The 25,525-nt window shown below is 68.1% G+C and carries 20 protein-coding genes; 8 read left to right on the forward strand and 12 right to left on the reverse strand.

The features are described from left to right. Positions 1-77 precede the first annotated feature (77 nt). Positions 78-962, reverse strand: a complete 885-nt coding sequence (locus KF707C_RS16020) for a transporter (protein WP_004420814.1) — start codon at positions 960-962, stop codon at positions 78-80. 362 nt (positions 963-1,324) lie between these two features. Between KF707C_RS16020 and KF707C_RS16025 the strand changes: the two genes are divergently transcribed. Continuing rightward, positions 1,325-3,274, forward strand: coding sequence for a sigma-54-dependent Fis family transcriptional regulator (locus KF707C_RS16025; protein ID WP_004420808.1), 1,950 nt, complete (start codon positions 1,325-1,327; stop codon positions 3,272-3,274). Positions 3,275-3,281: 7 nt separating this feature from the next. Here KF707C_RS16025 and KF707C_RS16030 read toward each other — a convergent pair whose 3' ends face one another. From KF707C_RS16030 to KF707C_RS16040, 3 genes are all read right to left on the reverse strand, one after another. Then, the gene (locus tag KF707C_RS16030; RefSeq protein WP_004420805.1) at positions 3,282-3,950 is read right to left on the reverse strand and encodes a TIGR04211 family SH3 domain-containing protein; all 669 of its coding nucleotides are present in this window, start codon (positions 3,948-3,950) and stop codon (positions 3,282-3,284) included. 465 nt (positions 3,951-4,415) lie between these two features. Further along, positions 4,416-4,799 carry a Rieske (2Fe-2S) protein gene (locus KF707C_RS16035; RefSeq protein ID WP_004420801.1) on the reverse strand — a complete coding sequence of 128 codons (384 nt, stop codon included), beginning with the start codon at positions 4,797-4,799 and terminating at the stop codon, positions 4,416-4,418. Between the two features lie 15 nt (positions 4,800-4,814). Next, positions 4,815-5,939, reverse strand: a complete 1,125-nt coding sequence (locus tag KF707C_RS16040) for an FAD-dependent oxidoreductase (RefSeq protein ID WP_004420798.1) — start codon at positions 5,937-5,939, stop codon at positions 4,815-4,817. A 208-nt stretch (positions 5,940-6,147) separates the two neighbouring features. On the opposite strand from KF707C_RS16040, the gene KF707C_RS16045 reads away from it, so the two are divergent. The 3 genes from KF707C_RS16045 (at position 6,148) to KF707C_RS16055 (ending at position 9,433) form a co-directional block, all read left to right on the forward strand. After that, the gene (locus KF707C_RS16045; RefSeq protein ID WP_004420793.1) at positions 6,148-7,071 is read left to right on the forward strand and encodes a LysR family transcriptional regulator; all 924 of its coding nucleotides are present in this window, start codon (positions 6,148-6,150) and stop codon (positions 7,069-7,071) included. Positions 7,072-7,317: 246 nt separating this feature from the next. Then, complete coding sequence (locus KF707C_RS16050; protein ID WP_004420791.1) at positions 7,318-8,475, forward strand: alpha/beta hydrolase family protein; 1,158 nt, start codon at positions 7,318-7,320, stop codon at positions 8,473-8,475. A gap of 22 nt (positions 8,476-8,497) precedes the next feature. Further along, positions 8,498-9,433, forward strand: a complete 936-nt coding sequence (locus tag KF707C_RS16055) for a VOC family protein (protein ID WP_004420788.1) — start codon at positions 8,498-8,500, stop codon at positions 9,431-9,433. Positions 9,434-9,681: 248 nt separating this feature from the next. On the opposite strand, the gene KF707C_RS16060 is transcribed toward KF707C_RS16055, so the two are convergent. Further along, the gene (locus KF707C_RS16060; RefSeq protein WP_036991570.1) at positions 9,682-11,241 is read right to left on the reverse strand and encodes a sigma-54-dependent phenylalanine hydroxylase transcriptional regulator PhhR; all 1,560 of its coding nucleotides are present in this window, start codon (positions 11,239-11,241) and stop codon (positions 9,682-9,684) included. Between the two features lie 260 nt (positions 11,242-11,501). On the opposite strand from KF707C_RS16060, the gene phhA reads away from it, so the two are divergent. The 3 genes from phhA (at position 11,502) to KF707C_RS16075 (ending at position 13,921) form a co-directional block, all read left to right on the forward strand. After that, on the forward strand, positions 11,502-12,293 hold the full coding sequence (gene phhA, locus KF707C_RS16065; RefSeq protein WP_004420784.1) for a phenylalanine 4-monooxygenase: 792 nt from the start codon (positions 11,502-11,504) through the stop codon (positions 12,291-12,293). An 81-nt stretch (positions 12,294-12,374) separates the two neighbouring features. After that, a complete protein-coding gene (locus tag KF707C_RS16070) occupies positions 12,375-12,731 on the forward strand; it encodes a 4a-hydroxytetrahydrobiopterin dehydratase (RefSeq protein ID WP_004420782.1) in 357 nt (118 codons plus the stop codon). After that, entirely contained in the window at positions 12,728-13,921 is a 1,194-nt protein-coding gene (locus tag KF707C_RS16075; protein ID WP_004420780.1) for an amino acid aminotransferase, read from the forward strand. The genes KF707C_RS16070 and KF707C_RS16075 overlap by 4 nt, the downstream gene beginning before the upstream one ends. A 77-nt stretch (positions 13,922-13,998) precedes the next feature. On the opposite strand, the gene arfB is transcribed toward KF707C_RS16075, so the two are convergent. The 4 genes from arfB to ptsP all read right to left on the reverse strand — a co-directional run bounded on the left by arfB (position 13,999) and on the right by ptsP (position 20,178). Next, positions 13,999-14,412, reverse strand: a complete 414-nt coding sequence (arfB, locus tag KF707C_RS16080; RefSeq protein ID WP_004420777.1) for an alternative ribosome rescue aminoacyl-tRNA hydrolase ArfB — start codon at positions 14,410-14,412, stop codon at positions 13,999-14,001. Positions 14,413-14,609: 197 nt separating this feature from the next. Next, positions 14,610-16,364: a PTS fructose-like transporter subunit IIB gene (locus KF707C_RS16085; protein ID WP_004420775.1), complete on the reverse strand. Its 1,755-nt coding sequence runs from the start codon at positions 16,362-16,364 to the stop codon at positions 14,610-14,612. After that, positions 16,361-17,317, reverse strand: coding sequence for a 1-phosphofructokinase (gene pfkB, locus KF707C_RS16090; protein ID WP_004420773.1), 957 nt, complete (start codon positions 17,315-17,317; stop codon positions 16,361-16,363). Before pfkB ends, KF707C_RS16085 begins: the two co-directional genes overlap by 4 nt. After that, positions 17,317-20,178, reverse strand: a complete 2,862-nt coding sequence (gene ptsP, locus KF707C_RS16095; protein ID WP_004420771.1) for a phosphoenolpyruvate--protein phosphotransferase — start codon at positions 20,176-20,178, stop codon at positions 17,317-17,319. Before ptsP ends, pfkB begins: the two co-directional genes overlap by 1 nt. Before the next feature lie 204 nt (positions 20,179-20,382). Here ptsP and cra point away from each other — a divergent pair, with 204 nt between their 5' ends. Then, on the forward strand, positions 20,383-21,366 hold the full coding sequence (gene cra, locus KF707C_RS16100) for a catabolite repressor/activator (protein WP_004420770.1): 984 nt from the start codon (positions 20,383-20,385) through the stop codon (positions 21,364-21,366). 88 nt (positions 21,367-21,454) lie between these two features. Here cra and feaR read toward each other — a convergent pair whose 3' ends face one another. The 3 genes from feaR to KF707C_RS16115 all read right to left on the reverse strand — a co-directional run bounded on the left by feaR (position 21,455) and on the right by KF707C_RS16115 (position 25,498). After that, the gene (gene feaR, locus KF707C_RS16105) at positions 21,455-22,405 is read right to left on the reverse strand and encodes a transcriptional regulator FeaR (protein WP_004420767.1); all 951 of its coding nucleotides are present in this window, start codon (positions 22,403-22,405) and stop codon (positions 21,455-21,457) included. Between the two features lie 163 nt (positions 22,406-22,568). Continuing rightward, complete coding sequence (locus KF707C_RS16110) at positions 22,569-23,972, reverse strand: APC family permease (protein ID WP_004420765.1); 1,404 nt, start codon at positions 23,970-23,972, stop codon at positions 22,569-22,571. Between the two features lie 38 nt (positions 23,973-24,010). After that, complete coding sequence (locus KF707C_RS16115; protein WP_004420764.1) at positions 24,011-25,498, reverse strand: aldehyde dehydrogenase family protein; 1,488 nt, start codon at positions 25,496-25,498, stop codon at positions 24,011-24,013. Positions 25,499-25,525: the final 27 nt, after the last annotated feature.

A 25,525-nucleotide genomic window follows, 5' to 3' on the forward strand; every position in this document is an offset into this window, starting at 1 on the left:
GGCACATCAGATCTCCGTTTCGCCACAGCCACAAAAAAGGGGCCCGCAGGCCCCAAGCAAGCGGACCGTCCGACCGCTCAGAACACCTGCAGCAGGCGGATGTTCAGCCTGTGATCTTCGCGAAAGCCGTTCTCCACCGCGAAATCCCGGCCATAGGTGGCCGCCACCTGGGTCTTCGGCAGGAAGAACCAGGAGAAGCCCAGGTTCCACTTGCCGGTCTCCTGGCGATCATCCAGCCAGAGATCCTCCACGCGACTCTCGCCACCATCCACCCAGGACAGGCCGGCTCGCAGGTCCACCGCCTCGCTCAGCTGGTAGCGCAGGAAGCCCTGGTACTGGTAACTGGGTTTCTGACGCTGGCTCCAGCGACCGCTGCCGTAGTGGTTGTTGCGGCCGTAGAACATCACATCGGCCGCCAGGTCCAGCGACAGCCGCTCGCCCAGGGGTTCCACGTAGCCCAGTTGCAGGTTGAGCTTCCAGCGGTTCTCCCCGAGGTTGAGCGCCTCGTCGTTGTCGTACTCGCCGAGCGGCAGGAACAGGTAGGGGGTGAAGCCCAGGTAACGGCCGCGCTCCGGCTGGTCGATGAACCACATCGGCATGGCCAGGATGGGGTCGGCCAGGCCGCTGGTATCCTCCAGCCCCCGGCGTCCGTCCAGGCGGCCGAAGGGCAGCAGCACCTGGGGCGCCACCCGCATACCGGCCAGCTCGGTGTAGTGGACCATCCGCAGGATGCCGATCTGCGAGTCCAGCCCCGGTGAGCCGGCCTGGCGGTCGCCCGCGCGGTAGAGGCGGTCACGCTCGGCGCCCTGGAGATAGAGCAGGCCCAGCGTGGTGCCGGCCGGCGCGGGCACGTAGTCCCCCGCGTCCAGGTCCAGCGCCGCGACGGGGCCGGGGCTGGAGAGCGCGCCGATAAGCAGGATCAGACCCCAGGCACTGGCCCAAGTCCGATTGTCGAGCGACATCCGACCCGCCACGCGGGTCCTTTGGCAGTCAGGCAGCATTGCGCATCCTCGTTTCTTGTTGTGCTGTCCCCGAAGGGGCCGGAGAGGCCTTCGGCAGCTTCCGTGCCAGCGCACCGGCAGGTGCCAAGCCATTGATCAGCCATGCTTTTTGCGAGGATTGCCGCCCGAGTGAAGTGTCCACGACTGTCCACCCATTACAGCTGTAAGGCGGACACCCGCGACCAAAGGGCAGGTGACGAGGCGGGGACTAAACTCGTAATGTGTCGGCAACCGTGCCAGCCCGCTCCCACGCGCTGCCACCTGAAAACAACAAGAACTTCACGGACGGATGGGCCCTCACCCCCACCGCCCCGGGAGGCCGCATGAGCACCCTTTCCACCCCCAGCCTGCACATCGACACCGTGCTGTCCTATGCCAGCGACAGCCCCCGCGACGGCCACCACGAACCCATCATCACCCGCTCCTGGAAGCGCTGCATCCAGGACTACGGGCTGGACCCGGCCAAGCCCGCGCCGGCCCGATTCGTGCCGCGCCAGGTGCTGCGGGAACACCAGGACCATGCCGACGAACTGATCAACGTCGCCCGCGCCGGCGTCGAGCAGCTGTACCGGCACATCGCCGAACTGGGCTACGTCATCCTGCTCACCGACAACCGCGGCATCACCGTGCAGTTCCTCGGCGACCCGCTGGACGAGGCGTCGCACCGCAAGACCGGCCTCTACCTCGGCGCCGACTGGAGCGAGGACCACGCCGGCACCTGCGCCGTGGGCACCTGCATCAAGGAGCAGCAGCCCCTTACCTGCCACCACCAGGATCACTTCAGCGCCCACCACATCAGCCTCACCTGCACGGCGGTGCCCATCTTCAACCCCCAGGGCCGGTTGCTGGCCGTGCTGGATATCTCGGCGCTGAAGTCGCCACCGTCCAAGGACTCCCAGCAGTTCGCCCTGCAACTGGTGAAGCAGTACGCGCGGATGATCGAGGACGCCTACTTCCTCCGTCGCTACCGCGATTGCCCGATCCTCTGCTTCGACCGCTCGCGGGAGTTCGTCCTGATCAATCGCCAGTACCTGCTGGCGCTGGACGGCGACGGCACCCTGCTGGCGGCCAACACGGCGGCCCGCGCCCTGCTCGCCGAGAGCGGCCTGGCGCTGCCGGAAAGCCGCTCCAGCCTGGCGCGCCAGGTGCGGGTACAGGACCTGTTCGATTGCGAGCCGGACGATATCTTCAGCATCCCCCGGGCCAGCGCGGACCAGGTGCGCGCCTTCCGCACCCACCGCCGGAACGCGCTGTTCTTCGCCGCCCTGATGGAGCCGGCACGTAGCGCACCGCAGGCCCCCGGCGCGCCCAGCCGGCAGTCGACCTGCGCCCTGGACGAGCTGGCCGACGACGACCCGGCCATGCGCAAGATGCTGGCCCGGGCCAAGCGCCTGTGCGACGAGCCGCTGAACGTCCTGCTCAATGGCGAGACCGGCACCGGCAAGGAACGCCTCGCCCGCGCCCTGCACGACAGCGGCCAGCGTCGCAAGGCCCCCTTCGTCGCCATCAACTGCGCGGCGATGCCGGAGTCACTGATCGAAAGCGAACTCTTCGGCTACCAGCCCGGCACCTTCACCGGCGCCCGCAGCAAGGGCATGCGCGGGCTGATCCAGCAGGCCGATGGCGGCACTCTGTTCCTCGACGAGATCGGCGACATGCCGCTGCACCTGCAGACCCGCCTGCTAAGGGTGCTGGCCGAGCAGGAGGTGACGCCCCTGGGCGGCGACAAACCCATCAAGGTGGACATCCGCGTGGTGGCCGCCAGCCACCGGGACCTGCGCCAGCTGATCGAGGCCGGGCAATTCCGCGAAGACCTCTACTACCGGCTCAACGGCACCATCCTGCGGCTGCCGCCACTGCGCGAGCGGGCCGACAAGAACTACCTGATCGAGCGGGTGTTCCGCGAACTCTGCGAGCAGCGCCAGCGCAGCGCGCGGATCCGCGGCGACGCCATGAGCGCCCTGCTCGCCTACGCCTGGCCCGGGAACATCCGCGAGCTGCGCAACGCCCTGCAGTACGCGCTGGCCACCGCCGAGAGCGCCGAAATCACGGTCAACGACCTGCCCGAGGAATGCCTGCCCAGCGTCAACCCGCGCCCCACCGCGTCCAGCGCCCGCGCCGAGGTGCCGGGCGAGGGCCAGGCATTGGCGGACTGCCTGCGTCGCCATCGCTGGAACGTCAGCGCGGCCGCCCGGGAACTGGGCATGTCGCGGCCGACCCTGTACCGCTGGATGAAGCTCTACGGCATCGTCGCGCCCAACGCCCAGCCCTGAGGCGATCTCAGACCCACTGGTCGTTACGCTTGCGCTTGACTCGCAGCATGGTCGGCAGGATCAGGCCCAGCAGCAGCCCGGCGCCGGCGATGCTGCCGCCATAGACCATGTAGCGCATCAGCACCTGCTTGTTCTCGTCGCCCACCTGCGCCTGCAGATCGCGCACCTGGGACTTGGCCTGGGTCAATTCGCTGTCCAGGGCGGAGCGAGCGGCCTGCAGCTCGTCGATCAGCGCCTTGCGCGAATCCAGGGTCTCCTGCATGCCCTGGACACGGGTCTTCCAGGTGTCGTCGATGCCTTTCAGCTCGGCGCTGAGCTCGGCCACCTTCTGCTCCAGCTGCGGCAGGCGCTCGGCCTGGCCGGGCACCTCCTGCAGGTCGCGGCTGGGGATCCAGACGGTGTTGCCATTGCCATTGCGCACCTGGCTGTAGTCCCCCTGGGGCCGCAGCAGCTCGACCTTCTCGCCCGAGGTGAGCGTCCCGACGATGCGATAGCCATCGGTGGGACCGCTGCGGACATAGGTGCTCAGTTTGTCGCTCACCCAGCGGGCGGTGCCGGCACCCTCCTCGGCCTGCGCCGACGCCCCCATCGTCATCAGGCTGCCCAGGAGGCAGGCGCCGAGAACGCGGGACTGGAGCGGGGAAACACGGGCGGGAAAACGACGGGATAGGGACATGGGCAATCTTCACATGGCGGTGGTTCGGGGCCCCGGGGGGCGTGATGAGGTCGGCCAGGGGAATCCTGCGCGAGATGCGCGCGATCAGGCGGGGAACAGGTCAGGAAACCACCGATGGGCGAACGGCCTGCCTCCCCTCCCGAAGGGCCGACAGGTGACAGACAGCGATGGGCGGAACGGAGTTCAGCGCAATCCGCCATTCAGGGACGGATGGCAACCCGTCGCCGATTTTCACTGGCGATCAGCGGCGCAAGCACGCAAACACTCAGCACCGCCTCGGTGAACGGCTTCGGCATGGCGCGCTCCTGCGGGAGCCTGCCGGCTACCCCCCCCCCGGCATTCGCCGGCAAGCCGGCTCCTACGTAACCAGGCCCTGCATCACGGCAGAGGAACTGTTGGATGTACTAGTCGCAGGACGGGACGGCTCCTTCAGTGGGCTGGCTGGCGGGGTCGGATGATCGGGCTTCAGGTCGAAGCCCTGGAACCCCTTGCCCGGGCGCCCTCCTGCGGGGCGACCAGCCAGAGCCCGCCGAGCCCGTCCTGCCGCACCGCCAGCGCCTCGAGCCCCTGGCCCAGGCAGGGGCCGAGGACGCAGAGGCCATCCTCGGGGCGGAACAGCGCGCCGTGGGCGAAGCAGACGATGTGGCGGCCGTCGCCGGACATGAAACGGTCCTTGCGGTATTGCATGGCCACGTCCAGGTGCGGGCAAAGGTTGCGGTAGACCCGAACCTCTCCCCGCCAGCGCAGGGCGAGCACGGTATCGCGGCCCGCGCCCCAGGGATCGAATCCCCGGGCGCGGCCTTCTTCCAGATCCTCCTGATGGCAGAGGAAGGTCGAGACGTCCTGCACGGTCGGTCCCAGGCGTCAGATGGGTTCGGCGGTGCGGGCCAGCATCGCCTTGGTCAGGCCGATGCGGTCGAAGCTGGCGTCATGGGCCATCTCCCGCTCGCCGGCCAGGATCGAGTGCTCGCTGATGTACTTGCAGCGCTCGAAGCGCCGCGCCATGAAGCGCTCCAGGCGCCGCTCCAGGGTTCCCGCGCCCGCCAGCTCCAGGCTCAGCACCAGGGCGTCCTCGATGGCCATGCCGGCGCCCTGGCCCAGGTGGGGGGTGGTGGCGTGGGCGGCGTCGCCGATCAGCAGCACGCGACCCTTGAACCAGGGTTCGTCGACGAACACCACCTCCATCGGCTTGTAGACCACCTGGGCGCTGTCGGTGATCTGCTCGCGCAGCTCGCCCACCAGGCCGCCCATCCGGCCGATGCGGTCGCGCATCAGCGGGGCCAGTTGCGCCGGCTCGTACCAGGGGTTACCCGGCTCGTGGGAGGTGGAGAACATGTACATGAGGTTGTCGGCCAGGGGGACCAGGCCGGCATTGCCCTCGGCGCCGACGTAGCTCGCCAGGTGGTCGATGGAGGGGTGCCGGGGGAAGTTGTAGCGCCACACGGCCTGGCCGGTGAATCGCGGCTTGTAGGTGTCACCGAAGAGCATGCCGCGCACCTTGGAGTAGACGCCATCGGCACCCACCACCAGGTCGTAGCGCCCCTGGCTGCCATCGGTGAAGGTGACGTCGACGCCAGTGGCGTCCTGCTCCAGGGACTCGACGCTGAGGCCGAGGCGCACCTGGGTTCCCAGTTCGATGGCGGTGCCGCTCAGCACCTGGTGCAGCGCCAGGCGGGAGATGCCGACGTTGGCCGGGTACTCGGGGCCGGCCAGGCGTTGTCCGGGGATGCGCGCCAGCGGCTGGCCCTGGACGTCGTAGATGCCCACGTCCTCGAAGGCGTAGGCGGCGTCCAGGTAGCGGTCGAGGACGCCCAGGCGGGCCATCTCGCGGACCACGTTGCTCTGCTGGATGATGCCGACGCCATAGACGGTCCACTCGGACTTGATCTCCACCAGGTCCACCGAAATGCCCTGGCGGCGCAGTGCGATGGCGGCGCAGAGGCCGCCGATGCCACCACCGACGATGAGTACCTTGCTGATATCGCTCATGGATGAATCCTTGTTCTTGTTGTGTGGCGCACGGGAGAACGCGAGCGCAGAAGGCCCGTGCAGGCGGTTTTCAGGAGAGGAAACGCAGCGGCGCTGCAGCCGGGGTGCGGTCCTTGGAAGCAGAGACTAGGAAGGCGGGAACAATTTGACTAATCGTTAGTCGGGATGCAGCGTATCGCGAAAATAAATACAACGAGGTACCCCCGCCATGCGCTTCAAGCACCTGGACCTGAACCTCCTGGTGGCCCTCGATGTGCTGCTGGAAGAGCAGAACATCACCCGCGCCGCTGCCCGCCTGCACATGACCCAGTCCGCCACCAGCGGGGTGCTGGGACGCCTGCGCAACTACTTCGAAGACGACCTGCTGGTGCAGGTCGGACGCAAGATGATGCCCACGCCGCTGGCCAAGGACCTGGAGATTCCGGTCCGCGAAGTGCTGCTGAAAATCCAGACCTCGATCACCGCCAAGCCGGTCTACGACATCGCCGAAAGCAAGCGGCATTTCCGCATCATGGCCTCGGACTACCTGATCAGCGTGCTCTTCGCCGAGGCGATCCGCGAGATCAACCACGAGGCGCCACTGGTGACCTTCGAGCTCATCAGCCCCGGCCAGACCGCCACCGAGATGCTGATGCGCGGCGAGGTGGACCTGATGATCGCCCCCGAGCACTTCATCGTGAAGGAACACCCCTCGCAGCTGCTGTTCGACGAGCAGCACGTCTGCGTGGTGTGGGAGCAGAACATGCGGGTGGGCGACCGGCTGACCCTGGAGCAGTACCTGGACCTGGGCCACGTCGCCGTCGCCTTCGGCCGCAGCCGCACGCTGGGCATCGAGGAATGGTTCATGACCCAGTACGGCTGCAAGCGACGCCTGGAGGTCATCACCCATGACTTCAACACCCTGCCGCAGCTGGTGGTCGGCACCGAGCGCGTGGCCACCATGCACAGCCGCCTGGCGCGGCTCTATGCGCGCAACCTGCCGCTGCGGATCCTGCCGCCGCCGGTGGAGCTGCCGACCATGCAGGAGTTCATGAGCTGGCACCGCAGCCTGGACCGCGACCCCATGCTCCGCTGGCTGCGGGAAAAGCTGGTGGAGATCGTCAACAGCCCGGAATCGCCGATCACCGACTGAGGGCACCACCGCCGCGCCACGCCCCTCGCAAGCCGCGCCCCCAGGTATCTCGCCATCCGATAGCTGGCATCCGAACAAGCGATTTGTCCAATTCCTGCCCCCATGCGAGCGTGCCCCTGCCGCCTTCCGGGCGGTGGCCCCCGAGCACCTGCCTGGCCGGGGCGCCGTCATCCCGGTCGTCCCCGCCTGGCAACCCGCCGGGTTCCCCACGGGCGGACACCGGGTCAGAAGAAGGAAAACAACGACATGTTCCGCTACTTCCCTACCAACTACGTCTGGAACCTCTCGGTGGACCTGGCCCTGGAAATGGGCGCGCGCATCGGTGAGATCGTCGAGATGTGCGAACCGCTGCAAGAGGCGGCCAAGCAGCCGGATGCCGCCGGTACCCAGGCCTTCCGCGAAACCTGGTCGAAGATGGCCGACAAGCTCTGCGACCTGGCACGCGAGGATGAGGAGAAAGGCCGCCTGCTCTCCGCCGGCGAAAAGTACAACCGGGCCGCCACCTACTACCTCACCTGCGAGCGCTTGCAGGCCCACGGCGCCCCCGGTCGCCTGGAGCTCTACCAGCGCTTCCTGGAGACCTTCGCCCGGGGCATCGAGCTGTCCGGCGAGAACTGCGAGCGGGTCGAGATCCCCTACGAGGGCAAGGTCATCTCCGGCCTCTTCGTCCGCGCCGAAGGCGTCACCGGCCCTGCGCCCCTGCTGGTCCAGCTCAACGGCCTGGACTCCACCAAGGAAATGAAATACCGCGTTGGCCTGCCGATGTGGCTGGCCCGGCGCGGCGTGTCCTCCCTGGTGATCGACCAGCCCGGCACCGGCGAAGCCCTGCGCCTGCATGACCTGAAGGCCCGCTACGACGCCGAGCACTGGGGCAGCCGCGTCTTCGACTGGCTGGAAACCCGCGAGGACGTGGACATCACCCGTGTCGGCTGCGAAGGGGTGTCCCTCGGCGGCTACTACTGCCCGCGCGTGGTCGCCTTCGAGCCGCGCTTCGCCTGCGGCGTGGTCTGGGGCGCCAACCACGACTGGCGCGAGGTGCAGAAACGCCGCCTGGAGCGCGAGGGCAGCTTCCCGGTGCCGCACTACTGGGAGCACGTGCGCTGGGTCTGGGGCGGCAAGGACATCGAATCATTCATGGCCATTGCCGAGAACGTCCATCTCGACGGCGTGGTGGAGCGCATCCGGGTGCCCTTCCTGGTCACCCACGGCGAGCAGGATTCGCAGATCCCGCTGAAATGGGCCCATCGCACCTACGAACAACTGGTCAACAGCCCCAAACGCGAACTGAAGATCTTCACCCCTCGCGAGGGCGGCGTGCAGCACTCCAGCTTCGACAACTCCATCAACGCCGGCCAGTACATCGCCGACTGGGTCGCCGAGACCCTTGGCGGCCGCACCGCCTGACGACCGAGACGAGAACCCGACCATGAAGATCATCGGACCCGATTACCTGGTGTTCGGCGTCGACGACGTCGACGCCTGCGTGCAGTACCTCACCGACTACGGCCTCAAGCCCCGCGATGTCGACGAAGCCGGCGGCTACCTGGAAGCCCTGGACGGCACCGGCATCCTCATCCGCCGACGCGACGACCCGCGCCTGCCCGCCGCCATGGAGACCGCCAGCACCCTGCGCGAGACCGTCTACGGCGTGGCCGACGAGGCGACCCTGCAGGCCATCGAGGCCGAGCTGTCGAAGGACCGCAGCGTGACCCGTGGCGAGGACGGCGTGTTGCGCACCGTGGACGACCTGGGCTTCGCCCTGGGCTTTCAGATCAGCTGCCGCCGCCCCCTCGACCTGCCCGGGGAAATCAGCAACGCGCCGGGCGCCCGCGCCAGCCGCCCGCTGAACAGCCTGGGGGCCAGCGAGGAGATGCCCGCCCTGCCCCGCAGCCTGTCCCACGTGGTCTATTTCGTCCCCGACCATGCCCGGGGCGAAGCGTTCTACGCCCGCCTGGGCTTCGTCTGCACTGATCGTTTCATCGACGTCGGCCCCTTCCTGCGTCCGGCCGGCACCGAGGATCACCACACGCTGTTCCTGATCCAGACGCCGCCGTTCATGAAAGGCATCGAGCACTTCACCTTCCACATGGGCGGCCCCACCGAAGTCATGCTGGCCGGCACCCGGTTCGTCGAGAAAGGCTACGAGTCCTTCTGGGGGCCGGGCCGCCACCAGCTGGGCTCCAACTGGTTCTGGTACTTCAACAGCCCCATGGGCTGCCATGTGGAGTACGACGCCGACATGGACCTGCACGACGACAGCTGGACCGCCCGTACCGCGCCGCCAGGGGCGGACAGCTCGCAGTACTTCCTCTTCCACTACCAGGAGAAGTGGGCCCCGGGAGGACCGCCGCCCAAGCACTGACGCGCCCCGCTCCTTGGCAGTCCGCCCGCGACCTTCGGCTCCGGTCAGGGTCGGGCCGCCACCTCGACGCCCGGTGACCGGCTGGCTCCGGGCGTCTTTTTTCTTTCAAAAAAAAATGGGCGACCTGTTGGTCGCCCGCCCAATCATTCCGGGAGAGGAATGTCAGAAACGCTTGTGTCCGCATCACGCAAGATTCAGACAAGCTCCTTTTTACCCATCGCCCCCCTCCCCGACCATTGAACCATGGTCTAAGTCTCGTCCTTCCCCAGGCCATGGAGCTTCAGCTTGTTGGCGATGGTGGTGTGGGACACGCCCAGCCGCTTGCCCAGCTGTCGGCTGCTGGGATGCTCGGCGTAGAGCCGCTCCAGCACCGCCTTCTCGAATCGGCCGACGATGGCGTCCAGCCCTCCTTCGAGGGAGAAATCCCCCAGGGGCTGGGGCGCGCCGTAGTCCGGCAGACGGATATGGTCCGGACGGACGGTACCGCCATCGCAGAGCGACACCGCCTGGAACAGCACGTTCTCCAGCTGCCGCACATTGCCCGGCCAGTGGTAGTTGCCCAGCTTGTCCAGCACCTGGGGCGCCAGCTTCGGCAGGCCGCAACCGATCTGCCGGCTCGCCGAGTCGAGGAAGTGCTCCACCAGCGGCGCCAGGCCATCCAGGCATTCCCGCAGCGGCGGGATATGCAGGGACAGCACGTTGAGTCGGTGATAGAGGTCCTGGCGGAATTCGCCACGGGCGCAGAGTTCCGACAGGTCCACCTGGGTGGCGCAGATCACCCGCACGTCCAGGTACACCTCCTCGTCGCTGCCCACCCGACGGAAGCAGCCGTCCTGCAGGAAGCGCAGCAACTTGGCCTGCAGGCGCGGGCTCATCTCGCCGACGCCATCGAGGAACAGCGTGCCGCCGGCGGTCAGCTCCAGCAGCCCCAGCTTGCCCTCCGGCCGGGCACCCTCGAAGGCGCCTGGGCCGTAGCCGAAGAGTTCGGTCTCGGCCATGGATTCCGGCAGGCCGGCGCAGTTCAGCGCCATGAAGGGCGACTGGCCACGCGGACTGGCCAGGTGGCAGGCGCGGGCCAGCAGCTCCTTGCCGGTACCGGTCTCGCCCTCGATCAGCAGCGGCGCATCCAAGGGGGCCATGCGCCGCGCCTCGCGGACCACGGCGGCCATTACCTTGGAGCTCTGGAAGATGCTGTCGAAGCCGCGCAACTCATGCTTGCGCACGTTGTAGATGCGCTCCCCCACGCGGTCCGCCCGGTGCAGGGTGAGCACGGCACCGGCCAGGGCCTCGCTCTCGTCATGCTCGGATTGCAGCGGCGCGATGTCGGCGAGGAAGGTGTCGCCCTTGATCTTGATGCGCAGGCCATTGATTCGCGCCTTGTTGGCCCGCACCAGTTCCGGCAGGTCGAAATCGTCCACGTAGCGCGACAGCGGGATCCCCGGCACCTCGTCCACCCGCACCCCCAGCAGTTGGGCGGCGGCACGGTTGGCGGCGACGATGGAGCCCCCCATGTCGATGGACAGCACCGGAAAATCCAGCGCCCCCAAGAGGGCGTTGAGTTCCAGGTGGCGCCGCTCGCTGGGCATCAGGCCCACGCGCTTGACGCCGAAGACGCCGGGGATGGCCTCCAGCTTCGGCCGCAGGGACTGCAGTTGCAGGTTGATCAGGTTCGGGCACAGCAGGTAGATGGCATTGCCCTGGTCGCCGCCGACTTCTCCGCGATTGACGTTGATGCCGTAGTCGACGAGCAGGTTGAGGATGTCGCGGAGGATTCCCACGCGGTTCTGGCAATGGACTTTGATACGCATCAGGCACCCCTGTTTCGGGCTTTTTCCTTGGGGAGTCGATGAAAGAATCCGTTCATGACCCACTTTTTCCGTAAAGAATATGTGACACGAATAGCTGCCGACAAGGCGATGTCTGGCGCCACTTGCGCAGACGTAAAGAATTCCTTACGAATAACCGGTAATCCGAGGCGTGAACCCGGGCTTCACCCTGCTGCAACCCGGTCCGCCCTGCGCTATCGATAGGGGAGCACAACAACAAAGCCCCGCCCTCAGGAGGCCGAATGAAAACGACGCAGTACGTGGCCCGCGAACCCGATGCCAACGGCTTCATCCATTACCCGGAGACCGAGCACCAGGTGTGGAACACCCTGATCACCCGTCAGCTGAAGGTGATCGAAGGCCGCGCCTGTCAGGAATACCTGGACGGCATCGAGCAGCTTGGCCTGCCCCATGACCGCATCCCCCAGCTGGGCGAGATCAACAAGGTCCTCCAGTCCGCCACGGGCTGGCGCGTCGCCCGCGTCCCGGCGCTGATCCCCTTCCAGACCTTCTTCGAACTGCTGGCCAGCCAGCAATTCCCGGTGGCCACCTTCATCCGCACCCCGGAGGAGCTGGACTACCTGCAGGAGCCGGACATCTTCCACGAGATCTTCGGCCACTGCCCGCTGCTGACCAATCCCTGGTTCGCCGAATTCACCCACACCTACGGCAAGCTCGGTCTCAAGGCCACCAAGGAAGAACGCGTCTACCTGGCGCGCCTGTACTGGATGACCATCGAGTTCGGCCTGCTGGATACCCCCCAGGGCCGGCGCATCTACGGCGGCGGCATCCTCTCCTCGCCGAAGGAGACCGTCTACGCGCTGTCGGGCGAGCCCGAGCACCAGACCTTCGACCCGCTGGAATGCATGCGCACGCCCTACCGCATCGATATCCTGCAGCCCCTTTACTTCGTGCTGCCGGAACTCAAGCGCCTGTTCGACCTGGCCCACGAGGACATCATGGCCCTGGTGCACAAGGCCATGACCCTGGGCCTGCACGCGCCGAAGTTCCCGCCGAAACCCAAGGCCGCCTGAAGACACTCACATCTTTCGTAGGTTGGGCTTCGCGTTGCTCTGCCCAACCTACAAGAACAACACCCATTTCGGAGACCTCATATGACCACCCTGTCCCAAGCCCACTGCGAAGCCTGCCGCGCAGGCGCTCCGCTGGTATCCGACGAAGAACTGGCCGTGCTGATCAAGGAAATCCCCGACTGGAACATCGAAGTCCGTGACGGGGTCATGCAGCTGGAAAAGGTCTACCTGTTCAAGAACTTCCGCCACGCCCTGGCCTTCACCAACGCCGTGGGCGCCGCCGCCGAGGAAGAGGGCCACCACCCGGGCCTGCTCACCGAGTGGGGCAAGGTCACCGTTACCTGGTGGAGCCATGAGGCCAAGGGCCTGCATCGCAACGACTTCATCATGGCCGCCCGTACCGACCGCATCGCCGAGACCGCCGAGGGTCGCAAATGAGCCACTTCGCCCGCGTCGGCCGGGTGCCGGGCGACCCCATCCTGGGCCTGATGGACGCCTTCCGCCTGGACACCAACCCCACCAAGCTGGACCTGGGCGTCGGCGTCTACAAGGACGCCCGTGGCCTGACGCCGATCCCCCAGGCGGTGAAGCTGGCCGAACAGCGCCTGGTGGACCTGGAAACCACCAAGACCTATGTCGGCGGCCACGGCGACGCGGCCTTCGGCCGTCTGCTGATCGACCTGGTGCTGGGCACCGGCAACCGCCTGGAAGCCGCCGGTCGCGTCGGCGCCACCCAGACCCCGGGCGGCACCGGCGCCCTGCGCCTGGCCGCCGAGTTCATCGCCCGCAACCTGCCGGGCCGGCGCGTCTGGCTGAGCGACCCGACCTGGCCGATCCATGAGACCCTCTTCGCCGCCGTCGGCGTCGAGGTGGGCCACTACCCCTATGTCGATGCCGGCAACCGCCTGGACATCGAGGCCATGCTGGCCGCACTGGATCAGGTGCCCCTGGGCGACGTGGTGCTGCTGCACGCCTGCTGCCACAACCCCACCGGTTTCGACCTGTCCCAGGCGGACTGGCAGCGGGTGCTGGACGTGGTGAAACGCCGTGAACTGCTGCCGCTGATCGACTTCGCCTACCAGGGCTTCGGCGACGGCCTGGAGCAGGACGCCTGGGCCGTGCGCCTGTTCGCCGAGGCGCTGCCGGAGGTCCTGGTGACGAGCTCCTGCTCGAAGAACTTCGGCCTCTATCGCGAGCGTACCGGCGCCCTGATCGTCTGCGCCGAAGACAGCGAGAAGCTCACCGACGTGCGCAGCCAACTGGCCTTCCATGCGCGCAACCTCTGGTCAACGCCACCGGCCCACGGGGCTGCGGTGGTCGCCACCATCCTCGGCGACGCCAGCCTCAAGGCGCAGTGGGTGAAGGAACTGGAAGGCATGCGCAAGCGCGTCGCCGACCTGCGCCTCGGCCTGGTGGAAGCCTTGCAGCCCTATGGACTGGCGGAACGCTTCGCCCACATCGGCGAGCAGCGCGGCATGTTCTCCTACACCGGCCTGTCGCCCGAGCAGGTGGCGCGGCTGCGCGCGGAGTTCAGCGTCTACATGGTGAGCACGGGCCGCGCCAACGTCGCCGGGCTGGATTTCAGCCGCATCCAGGACCTGGCGAAAGCCATCGCCGCCGTCTGCTGATCCCCATGCAGGGTGGGTCCGCGCACCGGTACTCCTGGTGCGCGCGGCGCACCCTACGGGCGTCCCCCAACGCCCCCTCAGAAATCCACCTTCCCCCTTCCCGCCTTGATCGCGCCCCGCTTGGCCTTGCCTTCCAGGCGGCGCTTCTTCGAGCCCAGGGTAGGCTTGGTGGGCCGCCGCGCCTTCTGGACCTGGGCGACGCTGCGAATCAATTCCGCCAGGCGCTCCAGGGCATCGGCCCGGTTCTGTTCCTGGGTGCGGTACTGCTGGGCCTTGATCACTATCACCCCATCGGCGGTGATGCGGCCGTCCCGCAGGGCCAGCAGGCGCTCCTTGTAGAAATCCGGCAGGGACGAGGCGTTGATGTCGAAGCGCAGGTGCACCGCGCTGGACACCTTGTTGACGTTCTGCCCGCCCGCGCCCTGGGCGCGGATGGCGGTCAGCTCGATTTCGGTATCGGGCAGGTGGACGTTGCTGGAGATGACAAGCATGGGGGAATCCGGAGGCCGCAGGATGAATGGAGCGGAGCGAAACCCAGGCTGTCGGACCCATGGGTTTCGCAGGCTCTACCCATCCTACAAGGCTGCGACGTGCAGCCAGGTGATAGAGGAGGCACGGATCGTAGGATGGCGTAGAGCGGAGCGAAACCCATCAGCGATGTCGATGGGTTTTGCAGGCTCCGTCCATCCTACAAGCTTCCCTCCACGCGCCGCGACTCCAGCACCATGCCTTGCTCCGCGCCGCGCTTGAGCAGGGCATAGAGCACGCCGGTCACCAGGCTGCCGGCGACTATCGCCAGCAGGTAGAGCAACGCATGGTTCATGGCGTTGGGAATGGCCAGGACGAAGAGGCCACCATGGGGCGCCATCAGCTTGCAGCCGAAGTACATGGACAGTGCGCCGGTCAGCGCGCCGCCGGCGATGCTGGCGGGGATCACCCGCAACGGGTCCTTGGCGGCGAAGGGAATGGCGCCCTCGGAGATGAAGCACAGCCCCAGCACCAGCGCCGCCTTGCCCGCCTCCCGCTCGCTCTGGGCGAACTTGCGGCGCATCAGCAGGGTGGCGATGCCCATGCCGACGGGCGGCACCATGCCGGCGGCCATGGTGGCGGCCATGGGCGCGTAGCTCTGGGACGCCAGCAGGCCCACCGAGAAGGCGTAGGCCGCCTTGTTAATGGGGCCGCCCAGGTCCACGCACATCATCCCGCCCAGCAGCAGGCCGAGCAGGATGGCGTTGGAGGTGCCCATGTTGTCGAGGAAGTGGGTCAGGCTGGTGAGCATCCCGGCCACCGGCTTGCCGACGACGTAGATCATCACCAGGCCGGTGAAGAGGCTGGAGAGCAACGGGATGATCAGGATCGGCTTCAGCGCTTCCACGCTCTGGGGCAAGGCCAGGTGGCGGTTGATCGCCCGCGCCGAATAGCCGGCGAGGAAGCCGGCGATGATCCCGCCGATGAAGCCGGCGCCCAGGCTGCCGGCCAGCAATCCGCCGATCATGCCCGGCGCCAGGCCGGGGCGGTCGGCGATGGAATAGGCGATGTAGCCGGCCAGCAGGGGCACCATCAGCTTGAAGGCGGCCTCGCCACCGATCTGCATCAGCGCGGCGGCCAGAGAGCCTTCCTGCTTGAAGGCCTCGATGCCGAAGACGAAGGACAGGGCGATCAGCAAGCCACCCGCCACCACCATCGGCAGCATGTAGGACACCCCGGTCAGCAGGTGCTTGTAGGCGCCCTTGGGTTCGGCCTTGGCCTTGCCCGGCTGCCCTTCCCCACTGGCCTTGGCGTCCATTACCCGGCCCTCGGCCAGGGCGCGCTCGAGGGTGGCATCGGCCTGCTTGAGGGCGACCCCGGTGCCGCAGCGGAACACCTTCTTGCCGGCGAAGCGCGACAGGTCCACCTCGATGTCCGTGGCCAGCAGCACCGCATCGGCAGCGGCGATCGCCTCGGCACTCAGCGGATCACGGGCGCCCACCGAGCCCTGGGTTTCCACCTGGAGCTCGATGCCGGCGCGCTGCGCCGCCTGCTTCAGCGCCTCGGCCGCCATGAAGGTATGGGCGACACCGGTCGGGCAGGCGGTGACCGCCACCAGGCGCGGTCGGGCGGCAGTGGCCGGGGCGGGCTCCGCCGTCGCGACCAGCTGTTCACGGGCATCGACGGCGGCCTTCAGCAGGAAGGCCTCGCTGTCCCGCAGGGCCTCGCTGGGGCTGGCCAGGAACAGCCGCTTGCCGGCGAAGCGGGACAGGTCCAGCGCACCGCTCTTCACCACCAGCACCCAGTCCGCCGCCGCCAGGGTCTCGGCGGAGAGCTGGTTCTCGGGATGCTGCGGGTCCACCACTTCGACGCTGGTGCTCCAGCCCAGGCGCTGGGCGGCGGCATCCAGCAGGCGCGCACAGAGCACGCTGGTGACCATGCCGTTGGGGCAGGCCGTGACGATGGCGAGTTTCATCGGGATACCTCTTGTTGTTCTGGTTGCGCCGTCAGGCTGACGGCGGCTTCGAGCTGTTGCAGTTCGGCGAGGTCGCGGATGCCGAAGCCCACCTGGGTCACCGCCTGGGCGGCGGTGGCGGTGGCCAGGCGCAACGTCCTGTCAGCCGCCCAGCCACTGGCCAGGCCATGGACCATGCCGGCCAGCAGGGAATCTCCGGCGCCCACGGTGCTGGCCACCCTGACCCTGGGCGGACGGGCATGCAGGTCGATCTCCGGGCCGAACCAGCTCACGCCGTCGGCCCCCTGGGAAATCACCACATGCTCGATGCCCCGGGCGCGCAGGAGCCCGGCCTCCTGGCGTTGGGCCGCTGGGCTGGAGAGGTCGCGCTCACAGAGGGCTTCCAGTTCCTCGACGTTGGGCTTGATCAGCCAGGGCGTCGCCAGCAGGCCGGCGCGCAGGGCTTCGCCACTGGTGTCCAGGGCGACCTTGAGACCGTGCCCCTGGATCCGGTTGATCAGGTCGGTGAAGGACTGGGGTTCGACGCCCCGGGGCAGGCTGCCCGCCACCACCACCAGGTCCTGGCCGGGCACCAGGGCGTCCAGGCGCAGCATCAGCTCCACCTGCGCCATCGCACTTACCAGGGGGCCGGGGCCGTTGATATCGGTAATGCGCCCATCGGCTTCCGCCAGCTTGATGTTGCTGCGGGTTTCGCCCGGCACCCGGACGAAGGCGTCGACGAATCCGCGCCGGGCGAACAGCGCCTCGAAGGCCTCGGCGTTATCGGCGCCGAGGAAACCCGCGACCGTCAGCCCATGCCCCAGGTCCGCCAGCACCTGGGCAACGTTGAGGCCCTTGCCGGCGGCGTGGCTCGCCTGCTCCAGGCTGCGGTTGACCTGGCCGGGCTCCAGCCGCTCCAGGCGCAGGGTCAGGTCCAGGGCGGGGTTCAGGGTGAGGGTGAGGATCCGTGCCATCAGAAGCGCTCCGCCAGTTCACGCACCGCAGCGGCGCTGTCCAGGGCCAGGGCGCTCTGGGCCAGCTCGCGGGCCGACGCCAGGCTGAATTCCCGAACCCTCGCCTTGATCTCGGCGATGCCGCTGGCCGACAGGCTGAGCTCGTCCACACCCAGCCCCACCAGCAGCGGTACCGCCAGCGGATCCCCGGCCAGCTCACCGCAGACGCCCACCCACTTGCCCTGGGCATGGGCGGCGCGAACCGTGAGGTCGATCAGTTGCAGCACCGCCGGGTGCAGGCCATCCGCCTGGGCGGACAGGGTCGGATGGCCACGGTCGATGGCCAGGGTGTACTGGGTCAGGTCGTTGGTGCCGACGCTGAAGAAGTCCACCTCCCGGGCCAGCGCGGGGGCGATCAGCGCGGCGGACGGCACTTCCACCATGATGCCCAGCTGCAGGTCCGCCTGGGGAATCTCCTCCGCGACCCGCAGCGCCAGGTCGCGGGACTGGCGCCACTCGTCGATGCTTCCCACCATGGGGAACATGATCCGCAGGGGGCGGCCATCGCTGGCCCGCATCAGGGCGCGCAACTGGGTTTCCATCAGGTGCGGACGCTGCAGGGTCAGGCGCACGCCACGCACGCCGAGGAAGGGGTTCTCTTCCTCCGGCACGGGCCAGTAAGGCAGGGGTTTGTCGCCCCCCACATCCAGGGTCCGCGCCACCAGCGGGCGTCCGTCCAGGGCGTCGAACACCCGGCGGTACTCGGCCTCCTGGGTCGCCAGGTCCGGCGCCTGGGGATGGGCCATGAAGATGAACTCGGTGCGCAGCAGGCCCACGCCTTCGGCCCCCTGGGCCATGGCCTTGGCCGTCGCGGCGCTGTCGCCGAGGTTGGCGCAGACTTCCACGCGATGGCCGTCACGGGTTACCGCCGGCTCGCCCTTGTGGGCGTCGGCCAGGGCCAGTCGACGCTTGCGGCCTTCCTGTTCCTCGCGAGCGCGGGCCAGTTGCGCGGCGTCCGGCGCCACCACCAGTCGGCCTCGCTGGCCGTCCAGCAGCAAGGAGGTGCGCGGCGCCAGCAGCAGTACCCCGGCACCGGCGCCCACCAGGGCGGGAATGCCCAGTGCGCGGGCGACGATGGCGCTGTGGGAGGTGGCGCCGCCCCGCGCGGTGAGGATGCCGGCCACCCGGTCGCGGTCCAGTCGGGCCACGTCGGACGGGGCCATTTCGTCCATCACCAGGATGTAGGGCTCGTCGGGCTCGGGCGCGTCCTGAACGCCGCACAGCTGGGCCAGTACCCGCCGGCCGATGTCCCGCAGATCGGCGGCGCGCTCGGCCAGCAGGGCATCCTGCAGGCTTTCCTGCTGGGCGGCGGCGCTCTCGATCACGCTCATCCAGGCTGCCGGGGCGCTTTCGCCCTGCTTCAGGCGGGTGTCCACCTCATCGCCCAGGTCCGGGTCGGCGAGCATTTCCAGGTGGGTGATGAAGATTTCGCGAATGGCCTTGGCCTCGCTGCGCAGCACCAGGGCCTCGATCTCGCCGCGCACCTCGGCGATCGCCAGGAGCAGGCGCTCACGCTCGAAGCCGGGCGACTCGCCCCGCAGGGGATACTCCAGCTCCTGGCGCAGGTGGATATGGGCCGGCCCCAGGGCGATGCCCGGCGCCGCCGGTACGGCCTGCACCTGGCTACCGGCCTCGGGCGCCGAAACGGGCAGCGCCTGGGGCTCGTCCTCGACCCTGGCCGGCGCCTCCAGCGGCAGCGGCTCCACCTCTTCCCCCAGACCGGCCTCGATGGCGGCCCTGAGCGCCGGCAGCGCGGCATCGGCAATGGCCGGCTCGGCGACGATCTCCAACACCTGGCCACGCCGAATGCCCAGGCTCAGCAGCTTGCTCAGGCTCTTGGCGGACACGGCGGCGGCACCGCTGTCGGCCACTCGCACGCGGATTTCACCGTCGAAACCCTTGGCCAGTTGCACCAGTTCCTTGGCTGGGCGGGCGTGCAGGCCGTGGGCATTGGCCAGCGGCAGGCGCAGGCTGGGCCAGTCCGGCTGGGACTCGCCGCCCAGGGCTTCCAGCACGGCGCGGCGCTGGGTGGCGCGGGCCAGTTCGCGGCCACGGCCCTCGATCAGCAGCCCGCAGAGCCGCTCCAGCAGGGCCAAGTGCGCATCCCCCAGGCTGGCCAGGCAGAACAGACCGTTGAGGGGCTGGTCCAGGTAGCGCAGCGGCTTGTCCGGCGTCAGGTAGGCGAGGCCGGGGCGCTGCACCACCTGGTCGCTGTGCAGCCACCAGAGGCCGTCCCCCAGGGGCAGCGGCTCGCCCTGCAGCAGGCTGGCGGCGAAGGCACCGCCCACGCACTCGGCCCGGCGCAGCAGCCGCGCGCCCTGGAGTACCAGCTCGTCGTAGTCCTCCACGGTCACACCCAGGCCGATGAGCTGGTCGTCCAGAGCCAGCTCCTGGGGCGCGCTCTGCAACAGCTGGAGGATCTGCTCCGGGGACTCGGCGCGGCGCAACTCGGCGCCGAGATCGGCTTCGCCCAGGGCGCGGGTGAGGATCTGCAGCAGGCGCAGGTGTTCGTCGGATTTGGCGGCGATGCCGATGGCCAGGTAGACCATCTGGCCATCGCCCCAGTCGACGCCCTCGGGGAACTGCATCAGGCGTACGCCGGTGGTGAAGACCAGGTCGCGGGTGGCGGGCGTGCCGTGGGGGATCGCAATACCCTGGCCCAGGTAGGTGGCGCCCTGGGCCTCGCGATCCTGCAGCCCCTTCAGGTAACCGGGTGCCACCAGGCCATCGCCTTCCAGTCGCTCGGCCAGCATCCGCAAGGCGGTCGCCTTGTCCGCCGCCTCCAGGCCCATGGAAATCTGCCCTGCGGTCAGTTCGAGCATCGTTCACCTCTCACGGGCCTTGCGCCCTTCTTGTAGTAAGTCACCTGCCGCCAGCGGCGCCGCCAACCGTCGAATCGATTGGTCAAAGCGTAGACAGAGCGCCTGCTGAAACGTTTCACTAAACTAGTTGGGCAAGTTACTCGATAATCTTCCGTTCTTGAAGCCCGTTCGATGAAACACATCCGCATAACAGGAGCCCGCAACTTGAAACTCAGCGATATCGCCCGTCTTGCCGGTGTATCGGTGACCACGGCCAGCTACGTGATCAACGGCAAGGCGGAGCAGAAGCGCATCAGCCCGGCCACCGTCGAGCGCGTGCAGGCCGTGGTGGACGAGCACGGTTTCAAGCCCAATCCCCAGGCCGCCGGACTGCGCAGCCGGCAGACCCGCACGCTCGGCTTCATCCTCCCGGACCTGGAAAACCCCAGCTATGCCCGGCTCGCCAAGCTGCTGGAACAGGGCGCGCGCGCGCGGGGCTATCAACTGCTGATGGCCAGTTCGGACGATGAGCCGGAGAGCGAGCGCCAGTTGCTCAGGCTGTTCCGCGCGCGCCGCTGCGACGCACTGATCGTCGCCAGTTGCCTGCCGGAAGACGATGACAGCCTGGAACAACTGCTGGACGAGGGCCTGCCGGTGATCGCCCTGGACCGGGTACGCAATCCGGAGCGTTTCTGCGCCGTGGTCAGCGACGACCGGGAGGCGGCTCGGGAACTCACCCGCAGCCTGCTGGACCCGGTGCCGAAGCGTATCGCCCTGCTCGGCGCTCGCCCGGAGCTGCCCACCAGCGCCGCCCGCAGCGCCGGCTTCCACGACGCCCTGGCCGGACTGGACACCGAGGTGGTGGAACTCCACGGCGAGGCGTTCAGCCGCGACTGTGGCCGTCGCCTGATGGATGAGCTGCTGGCACGAAAGGGCCCGCTGCCGGACGTATTGATCACCACCGCCTACGTGCTGCTGGCCGGCGTACTGGACGCCCTGCGGGAACGGGGCGACTGGCCCGGGGACCTGCGCGTGGGCACCTTCGGCGACACCCAGTTGCTCGACTTCCTGCCGCTGCCGGTGAACTCCATGTACCAGCAGCATGGGCTGATCGCCGAACAGGTGCTGGCCCTGGCCCTGGCGGCGGTGGAGCAGCAACGCTACGAGCCGGGCGTCCGCCCCGTGGCGCGCCGCCTGAAGGAAAGGTGAAGGGAGGGCGCCGGACCGACGCTGCGGGGTGCCCTTACCCGAAGGGCCACGCCCCAGGCGACGGGCAGCACGCGCCCATGAGCCGCCCCTAGCCCGCCATCGCGCTGGCGCGGTAGTCCCGGGGCGACTGGTCGAAGTGCTTCTTGAAGGTGCGGCTGAAGTGGGCCGAGTCGGTGAATCCCCAGCGGAAGGCGATGTCGGTGATGGATTCGTTGCGCAGGCGCGGGTTCGACAGGTCGGCGGCGCTGCGCTTGAGGCGGGCGCGCTGGATGAAACGGCAGACGCTGTCACCCTGCTCCTCGAACAGGCGGTAGAGCTGGCGGACGGAGATGTTCAGCTGCCTGGCCAGGGATAGCGGCGTCAGTCCGGGTTCGGACAGGGACTGGTCGATGAGCTGCTGGGCCAGGACGCGCAGGCCGGCGTTGTGCGAACCCTCCAGCTCACTGAGTGCGGCCACCGATTGCTGCCTCAGGCTGGGCGCCAGCAGTGCGATCAGGGCCTCCTGGAGCGCCTCGCCCTCCTCCATCCCAGCGCAGCCGTCCAGTTCCCCGCCGCAGATCTGCTCCACCAGTGTCCGCAGTACCCGGCCGCTGGCGCATTGCTGGGAGAGCTTGCCGAAGGTGGGCCGCCCTTCCGGCATGACACGACAGACTTCGTCGCGGGCCAGGTGGAACGAGGCGTGCTCGATCAGCCCATGGGGCACGATCTCGCAGGAACGCGCCGAATCCATCAACGCCATTTCACCGGGCCCCAGCTCCAGGCAATCCCCCTCCTGCTTCAGCTGGGCACGGCCCGCGCGCTGGATGATGAGGAAGCAATGACGGTCATCGTCGTGGTCGATGGAGGTGCGCTGGCGGCTGATGACGCCGGCGTTGGTGCGGATCTGCGCCACTTCGAGGCCGGAGAGGTCCTGCCGGCCGATCTCGCCGATGAACAGGCCGTGCCCCTGGGGCGGGCGCGACTCGAAACGTCCGCAGACCCCTTGCAGTGCGCGGAGCCAGGCGTCGAAATCCCTGGGACTGGAAACCTGAGAGAGCATGGAGCACCTCCGTAGCGGGCTTGGCGCCCGGCCTTGTCGTTATGACGATATGATTAACATGTTAATCATGTTCCGACAAGACGATTCCGAGGGGAGCTCGCCCATGAAAAAGGGGCCCTGTCATGGCCCCTCGTCCTTGCGCTCTGGGTCAGCTATCCAGTCGTCAGATATCCGGCTCGAACAGCTTGCGCTTCATCACCAGCTTCACCCACAGCAGGGCGATCAGGCTGACCACGGCCAGCACCGCGCCGGTGAGCAGGTAGACGGTCTGGGTCATCTCCGGCGACGGCGAGTTGTTCAGCGCGATGTAGCCCATGCCGAGGATGCCGACGACCTGCGGCAACGGGTAGAAGGCCGACTTGTAGGGACGCGGCAGGTCCGGGTGGCGCCGGCGCAGCACCATCACGTTGACGTGGGCGATGATGTAGGCCAGCAGCCAGCTGGTGGACGCGGCGATCAGCAGCGTGATGATGGAATCCGGCCCCATCAGCAGGAACGGCAGCGCGATGATGATGGCGACGAAGACAATGGCCATCCAGGGCGTGCCGAAGCGCTTGTGCAGCACCTTCATCTGCGGGAAGGCCTGGCCGTTCTCGGCCATGCCGCAGAGCATGCGCGGCACCGCCGCCAGCACGGTGTTGACCGTGGAGCAGGTGGCGGTCAGGGCCATCACCGTGGCGATGATCACCGCGCCCTTGCCGAACACCGCGAACACGTAGTCCAGGTAAGGCAGCGGCGAGGTGGTCAGGGTCTCCACCGACAGGTAGCGGCTGGCGCCGATGCAGAAGATCACGAACAGGGTGAAGGTGATGGTCAGCGAGAGCATCATCGAGCGCGGGATGTTGCGTTCCGGCTGGCGCACCTCGCCGATCAGCGGGCAGATGAACTCCGCCCCCACCAGCAGCCACATGGCCAGGGCCACCAGGCCGATGAAGCTGCCGTCGAGGACGCCGCCCCATCCCCAGTCCACGTCCGGCACGAATCCCATGGCGGGCGCCTCGCCCAGCCCGCTCACCGCCGTCACCCCCACCAGCAGCAGGGCCACCACCATGGCGAAGGTGAAGACGTTCTGCAGCCGGGCGAAGACGTCGGTGCCGAGGATATTCAGCACCGTCAGCAACGCCAGGATGGCCAAGGGCACCAGGGTCGCGGGGAATACCCCGGGAAACAGCTTGTCGAGGATGGCGTCCACCAGCAGCAGTTCGGCGGAGAGGCCGAACATGGCGACTATCACGTACCCCGCGAACACCGCGACTATGGCCGGGAAGTGGCCGATGGCCTTTTGCGTGTAGGTCGCCAGGGTGCCGGCCTGGGGGAACATCAGCGACAGCTCGGCGAAGCTCTGCACGTAGCACTGGGCCAGGATGAAGGCCACGGCGAAGGCGGCGAGGAAGCCCAGGCCGCCGAAGCCCATGCCCTGCAGCGCCGACATCATCGCGCCCTGCACCACCACCACGCCGATGCAGATGGCGATCATGGTGGCGAAGCCCAGGGACTTCAGGCTGGAACGGGCCGGCGAGCCGGCCGTCGCCGTCAGGTCCAGGTCGTTGGTGGAGGTCTTGTTCATTCTTGTGTTCCTCGCGGTTGGGTGCGTAACGGCATCGCTCAATAGGCGATGCAGACGGACTTGTTCTCGGTGAAGGCCTCGATGGCCGCATGCCCCATCTCGCGGCCGATGCCCGACTGCTTGAAGCCGCCGAAGGGCATGGAGGGGTCCAGCAGGTTGTGGGCGTTGACCCAGACGGTGCCGGCCTTGAGGCGCGGGATCAGGCCCATGACCTGCTTCAGGTCGTTGGACCAGATGCTCGCGGCCAGCCCGTAGGGGCTGTCGTTGGCCAGGCCGACCACCTCGTCGAGGTCATCGAAGGCGGTGGCCACCAGCACCGGGCCGAAGATTTCCTCGCGGACCACGTCCATGTCCGGGCGGACCCCCGCGATCACCGTCGGCTTGACGTAGAAACCGCGCTCGCCATGGGCCTCGCCCCCGCAGATCACGCTGGCCCCCTGGGCGCGGCCGCCGTCGACCATGGCCAGCACCCGACGCTGCTGCTTGGCGGAGATCAGCGGATTGATCTGCGCGGTCGGATCCAGGCCCGGGCCGATGCTGAGGGAGCCGGCGATGCCGTGCAGGCGCTCCAGCACCTGGTCGAAGGATTTGCGCTGCACATAGAGGCGCGAACCGGCGGTGCAGACCTGGCCGTTATTGAAGAACACGGCCCCGGCCGCCCCGGCGGCGGCCTGGTCGAGCGCCGCGTCGTCCAGCACGATCACCGGGCTCTTGCCGCCCAGTTCGAGGGTGAAGCGGGTCATGTTCTCCACGGCCGCGTGGCCGATCAGCTTGCCCACCTGGGTGGACCCGGTGAAGGCCAGCTTGTCGATGCCCGGATGCGCCGCCAGGGCCGCGCCGGCTTCCGCGCCGACACCGGTGACGATGTTCACCACCCCCGCCGGGATGCCCGCCTCCAGGCACAGCTGGCCAAGGCGCAAGGCGGTCAGCGGCGTCTCGTCGGCCGGTTTGAGCACCAGGGTGCAACCGCAGGCGAGCGCCGGCACCACCTTCCACAGCGCCATCAGCAACGGGAAGTTCCAGGGCACGATCGCCCCCACCACGCCCACCGGCTCCGGCACCGTGTAGGCGCGGAACTTGCCGCCGGGAATGGCGCCGATGGAGAGGTCCAGGCTCTTGCCCTCGATCTTGGTGGCCCAGCCGGCCATGTAGCGCACGTACTCGACGCCCGCGCCCACCTCGATGGCCCGCGACAGGTTGATGGACTTGCCGTTGTTCAGGGTTTCCAGCTGCGCCAGCTCCTCGCCGTGCGCCTCCAGAAGATCCGCCAGCTTCAGCAGCAGCCGCTCGCGGTCCGCCGGGCGCTGGGACGCCCAGCTGCCCTCGAAGGCCCGTCGGGCGGCAGCCACCGCCAAGTCCACGTCGGCCGGGGCGGCCACCGCCACCCGCGCCAGTACCTCGCCTGTGGAAGGGTCATGCACCGGCATCTCGCTACCGGACAGCGCCGGCCGGGACTGGCCATCGATCAAAAGCCCATGGCGGGCCTGCACGAAGGCCGCGACACGGGGGTCAAGGGCAATGCTCATCTCGAGTCCTCTCTTTGCTCGGCCGCC

Origin of the sequence: Pseudomonas furukawaii (genome assembly GCF_002355475.1) — a bacterium.
Classification (GTDB): domain Bacteria; phylum Pseudomonadota; class Gammaproteobacteria; order Pseudomonadales; family Pseudomonadaceae; genus Metapseudomonas; species Metapseudomonas furukawaii.